Raw genomic sequence first — 5,450 nt, forward strand, 5'->3', positions numbered from 1 at the left:
TTCCATTTATGTAGTCCATTACTACCTTCTTCTTGAATTCATAACTGTATTTTGACATAAAAATACCGACCTCCAAAGTTAGATTTTTTAGGTCTAACTTTTGGGGGTCGGGTCATTCAAATCGGTGCTTAAATTATTACTTATGAAGATTTAATTTTTCCATAATTTTATCGACGGTTTCTTCAAGATTTGACGCATTCTCAAAATCAACGGTTACATCTGCATATTTTTCATAAAGAGGTGTTCTCTCTTTAAAAACATCGTTAAGAGTTTCGCCGTCTTTAAAAGCAATTCCCCTTGTCGCTACATTTGTAACTCTGCGTATGATTTCATCAATCGGCACATTAATATACACAACCGTACCGATTTTCTTCAAATGTTCCATACCTTCTGCGCTAAGTACCATTGAGCCGCCTGTTGCCACAACTGTTTTCTCGCAGTCAAGCTCTTTGCCTACTTGATTTTCAATTTTCAAGAAAGCATCATAGCCGTCCTGATCAAGTATCTTTTGCAGTTTTTTGCCTGTTTTCTTAGTAATAATCAAGTCTAAATCCACAAAAGAATATCCGCTGTATTTTGCAAGCAGAACACCAAGTGTACTCTTACCCGAACCTGGCATTCCTATAAGTATAATGTTATTGTTATTCATATTATAAAATCCTTACATTAAGAGAGTCTGTGCTTGAAGTAGGTGCAGTTCTGTTTGAAGAAATTACAACTACAATATCGCCCTTTTTAAAGTAGCCCGTACTTAAAGCCTTTTCCATTGCCTGCTTTGTAATGGCATCGGAAGTTTTCTTTTCTTCACCGATAAGTGCTGTAATACCCCAATTAAGGCAAAGTTTTTTACAAACAAGCGAAGAGGTAACAACTGCAATTATCGGAACATTCGGGCGGAAATGTACCATAGCTCTTGCAACTTTACCTGTAGCACTCTCAACAATAATAGCTCTTGCGCCAACCTGATGAGCAATATCTCTTGCCGCACGGCAAATACTGCCTCTGATTGGGTTGCTGTCCTGAATACTGTGATGTTCGATATAGTCTTTAAGAGCTGTAAACTCACCGTTCTGCTCTGCCTCAAAGCATATAGCATCAAGAGCCTCAACACTTTCAACAGGGTACTTACCTGCGGCAGACTCACCCGAAAGCATAACTGCGCTTGTACCGTCATATACAGCATTGGCAACATCGCTGATTTCAGCTCTTGTAGGACGAGGTGAAGAAGTCATACTCTCAAGCATTTGAGTAGCGGTAATTACATATTTACCTCTTGCTACGCACTTTCTGATAAGGGTTTTCTGAATTTCAGGAAGTTTGATAAACGGAATTTCAACGCCCATATCACCTCTGGCAACCATAATGCCGTCAGCGCAATCTATAATGGCGTCCATATCGTCAACACCGCTCTGATTTTCAATCTTTGCGATGATTTCAACATATTCAAATCCAAGGCTGTCGATAAAATCTCTTAATGTAGCTACATCTTCGTGTGTACGCACAAACGATGCAGCAACTACATTTGCGCCATGAGTAAGACCAAATTCAATATCTTTTCTGTCCTGTGCACTGACATAAGGCATATTTATATGATAACCGGGAATATTAATACTCTTTCTGTTCTTAAGTGTACCGCCCTTAACTACTTTGCAAATGATTTCATTAGGAGTCATACTGTCAACAACTATTGAGATAAGACCGTCATCTAATAATAATTCTCTGCCTATTGCCGCTTTGCCGTCGGCATTGAACAAATCAATAAGCTTAGGGAAAGAAATTGCCACGCCTGTTTCGTCACCGACTTCTTTATTCTTGCAAAGGCTGAAAAGCTGACCTTCAATAAGTTCTATACTGCCGTTTTCAAATGTGCATACTCTTACTTCAGGACCTTTTGTATCAAGAAGAATTGACACAATTTTTCCGCTTTCGGCAATAGCTTCTTTGAGAACATTAAAAGTGTTTTCCAAATCGTCATATGCTCCGTGTGACATATTAATACGAGCAACATTCATACCTGCGTTGATCATCTCAAGCAAGGTTTCTTTATTGTTGCAGGCAGGACCAATTGTGCAAACAATTTTAGTCTTCCTCATAATAACCTCCATAATTAAATCAAATACTATCCTCAATAATACCCAAAATTTTCACAAATACATTATATACCATTACCGTAAGTTTTTCAATAAATTTTGTGTAAATTTATAATTAAATAATAGAAATATTACTTTTAAAAATCAAAATACCGCTTGAAATCTTCCGAAATCAAGCGGTATAAAAATTTAAATTTTATTGTGCAATTATCTGCTGTAAAGCTGTGACATCTCTCACATCAATAATTCCGTCTTTGTTTATATCAGCCATTTTTACACCTTCAATGTCAAGTGTTGCACTTTCTGCAATGTAAAGCTGAAGAGCCGTTGCATCACGAACATCTAAAATTCCGTCATTGTTAAGGTCGTTTTCAATTCTTGGATTTGACGGTTCGTAGTCAGCATACATTTCGTTGCTAAGCCAAGCCGCACGACTTGTAAGCCAATCGGCACAATAATTGTACTTTCCGTCAAAATTGTTGCTGTACTTTGTAGCAGTATTGCTTACTGTATATTTGCCTGTGGAATAGTCAAAGGTAGCTACATTGAGTTTGCTGTGGTCTGCAATCCAGCTGCCTGTATTGAGCAACCAACCGCTCTTGTAGTTCATCTCTGCACTGCCCTTTAGGTAGTTATAATAAACATCAGATGAATAAATTTCTCCCTCACTTACTCCGCTTGACATAAATGTTTTGAGAGCCGGAACAAAGTCCTCAAACCAAACCTGCGGTGCAGCCTTAATAACATTTTTATTTCTCGAAATAAGATTCATAACATTGTTTGTGCTGTTGCTGTTTTTACCTTTATCTTTGTATTTGCACCACCAACCGCTGTACTGTTCATAGTCATTTACTCCTATATTTCCGAGATCCCATTCAACGCCCTTTGCGTTACCGAGCGAGTTATCGTAATCCCATACAGGAGAACCGTAGAATTTCCAATCGCCGTTTTCGTCCTGCTTATATGTAAAGTAAAGACTTGATACGCCCGAATCCCAGTTTTTGCCGAGTTCGTTTATAAGATAAATCTTTGTTACAGAATCAACATCAGCATAATCGGCAAGATTTGCACTTGAGCTTTTGATTGCGTTATAAAAAGCGTCAAACTTTTCTTTTACATAATTCTTAACTTCGTTGTAGCCTTTGTCCCCCGGTGCAAGCTCGGGAGTTTTTAATGTAATCTTATTACCGCTTGATGAAGTGAAGTGATAATCATCATCAGTAGCGCTTGCGTCAACCTCGCATACAAATTGGAAGTTTTCGTTGATTGAGCCGTCCTTGTTAAGGTAGCCTTTATCATCAATGTCACTTAAAAGATTTGTCTTACCTGTATCAATCTTTTGACACATCTGATATGAACCCCAATAATAGCCGTCAGAGTAAAAATCTACATAGCGTGAATCGGAAGCGTACGGCATATCTACCGCATCTGAAAGGTCATACAAAAATCTGTTTCTTGAAAGAGAATCATCCTGATAATTTGCAAGCATAGAAAATTTCTTGCACTTGTCCATCGAACCGATTGTTACATTATCCTTGAAAGTAATGTTGTAAGGCTTTTTAGCCTTGCCCCAGGTTGAGTTACCTCTGCCCTTGATTTTCTTTACATCGGCTGTTTCAATTGTGCCGTCTGCATCGATAATTGCGGCTGTTGCGCTTGCGGAATTACTCTTATCACGATTAAGGTATGTGATAAGCTCCGTACCGTTACCGTCGGCATTGTCATTATTGATATATACGGCGGACTCTGCGGTTGATTTCATAAAAATCAAAGTAAAGTTTTTGCCGCCCGCATTTACCTTATACTCAACATTTGTATTGTACGGTACCGAACCCGACTTATGTGAATCAACAGTAACTCCGTTTATTGTAATCGGTGATGAATAAGCGTTGTAAATATCAACTTTTTCTCCGTTTGCCGAAGAAGGCAGGAAGAAATACTTTTTATTACTGTCTATTTCGTTAAAGTTCTCATCGTGTACACTTTGCCATCTCAGCCAAGCCTGTGTATCTTCAGAGTTTAAAACAGCGTGAGCATATAATGCGTCATATGTCTTAAATCCCGGAGTAGAAACGGTGGATTCGGTTGTCTGTGCCGCAAGAGCAGATACAGAAAAGCCTGTACTAAGCATTACAGCAGAAAGTCCTACTGCAATAATTTTTGCTAATTTCAATTCAAACACTCCTAAAAATTCATTCAGTTTTCACATATCTATTATATCATAGAAAAAATTGAATTACAATGTCAAATTTTGCAAATTATTATTTAAATAATTACGCTTTATTTTTATAATATATTTTGCTATAATAGGAACAATAACATTAGATAAGGAATGATTTTATGAATAATTCAAAGCATAAAGCAAAGAGGCTTTCTGTTGCACTTTTGATTGCCGTACTTGCCGTTTCAACATCATTTGCAAGTGTAATGACAGGCTGCGGTAATAAAGATGAGAGTTCATCAACCGCTGCGACCGTAACAAGCACTGCTTCTGCCGCTGAAAACACAACTGTTGCAAACGACAAATCAGAAAGCGAATTAAATACAGAAAGCAGCACTCAAAGCTCAAGTTCAAATTCAACTGCTAATTCTTCACAAACCTCCGAAAAATCCGAATCGAACGGTTCTTCCGATTCTTCAAAAGCCGAATCAAAGTCAGAAAGTTCCAAAAACGATGCATCAAGTAAAAATGACACAAGCAAAAATGACACAAGCAAGAATGACTCGGGCAATAAATCTTCCGATACACTTTCTGTTGACGGTCACGATTACAAAAAAGGCGATACCGTAACAGTTACCTATACAGTTAAAAGCACAAAGGTACTCGCAAACTTCCAGGGTACTATAACTTACGATTCTTCAAAACTTAAAGTTAAAAAAGCCGAGCTCCAAAGTCCTGTTAAATCAAACAGCATTGTTAATGCCAAAAATGCCGGTGTAATTAAATTTAACGGTTCAGACATTACAAGCGGATACGATTTCACAAATGGCGGCGACCTTATTGTAGTAACTTACGAAGTAACGGGTACAGGTTCTGCAAAGACAAGCTATTTATGGGAATCTGCAAGCACTATTGAAAATAATAAGATTATAACCCATATTGATAATAACGGAAAATCAGACGGTACAGTTTCACTTTCAACATCTTATAAATAAAATGTTAAAAACTCTCGCTTGGGCGGGAGTTTTTTATGTTGGGGCAACATTAATAAATTTTGGTTTAGCGGAGTGTCGGTCGGGCATTGAAATTTAGCTAACGCTAAATTATCAGCAAAAGAACAAAAAAGTTTACTCAATTTTTTCAAAAATTGCGGGTTTGGGCAGCGCCCATAAAAATCTTCCGATATAACAATTTATCAG

4 protein-coding genes are annotated in these 5,450 nt (G+C 37.7%); 1 reads left to right on the forward strand and 3 read right to left on the reverse strand.

The window, feature by feature from the left end; all coding sequences use genetic code 11:
- Positions 1–136 precede the first annotated feature (136 nt).
- The 3 genes from I2E21_RS12015 to I2E21_RS12025 all read right to left on the reverse strand — a co-directional run bounded on the left by I2E21_RS12015 (position 137) and on the right by I2E21_RS12025 (position 4,263).
- Positions 137–649, reverse strand: coding sequence for a shikimate kinase (locus tag I2E21_RS12015; protein ID WP_186935812.1), 513 nt, complete (start codon positions 647–649; stop codon positions 137–139).
- Position 650: 1 nt separating this feature from the next.
- Positions 651–2,093 carry a pyruvate kinase gene (gene pyk, locus I2E21_RS12020; protein ID WP_195411472.1) on the reverse strand — a complete coding sequence of 481 codons (1,443 nt, stop codon included), beginning with the start codon at positions 2,091–2,093 and terminating at the stop codon, positions 651–653.
- Positions 2,094–2,286: 193 nt separating this feature from the next.
- A complete protein-coding gene (locus tag I2E21_RS12025) occupies positions 2,287–4,263 on the reverse strand; it encodes a CotH kinase family protein (RefSeq protein ID WP_195411473.1) in 1,977 nt (658 codons plus the stop codon).
- Between the two features lie 167 nt (positions 4,264–4,430).
- On the opposite strand from I2E21_RS12025, the gene I2E21_RS12030 reads away from it, so the two are divergent.
- On the forward strand, positions 4,431–5,246 hold the full coding sequence (locus I2E21_RS12030; RefSeq protein WP_195411474.1) for a cohesin domain-containing protein: 816 nt from the start codon (positions 4,431–4,433) through the stop codon (positions 5,244–5,246).
- Positions 5,247–5,450 lie beyond the last annotated feature (204 nt).

The organism is Ruminococcus sp. BSD2780120874_150323_B10, assembly GCF_015553695.1.
Lineage (GTDB): Bacteria > Bacillota > Clostridia > Oscillospirales > Acutalibacteraceae > Ruminococcoides > Ruminococcoides intestinale_A.

Coding starts and splice junctions, on each gene's coding strand:
- I2E21_RS12015 (WP_186935812.1), bottom strand. CDS start 649: ATGAATAACAATAACATTATACTTATAGGAATGCCAGGTTCGGGTAAG.
- pyk (WP_195411472.1), bottom strand. CDS start 2,093: ATGAGGAAGACTAAAATTGTTTGCACAATTGGTCCTGCCTGCAACAAT.
- I2E21_RS12030 (WP_195411474.1), top strand. CDS start 4,431: ATGAATAATTCAAAGCATAAAGCAAAGAGGCTTTCTGTTGCACTTTTG.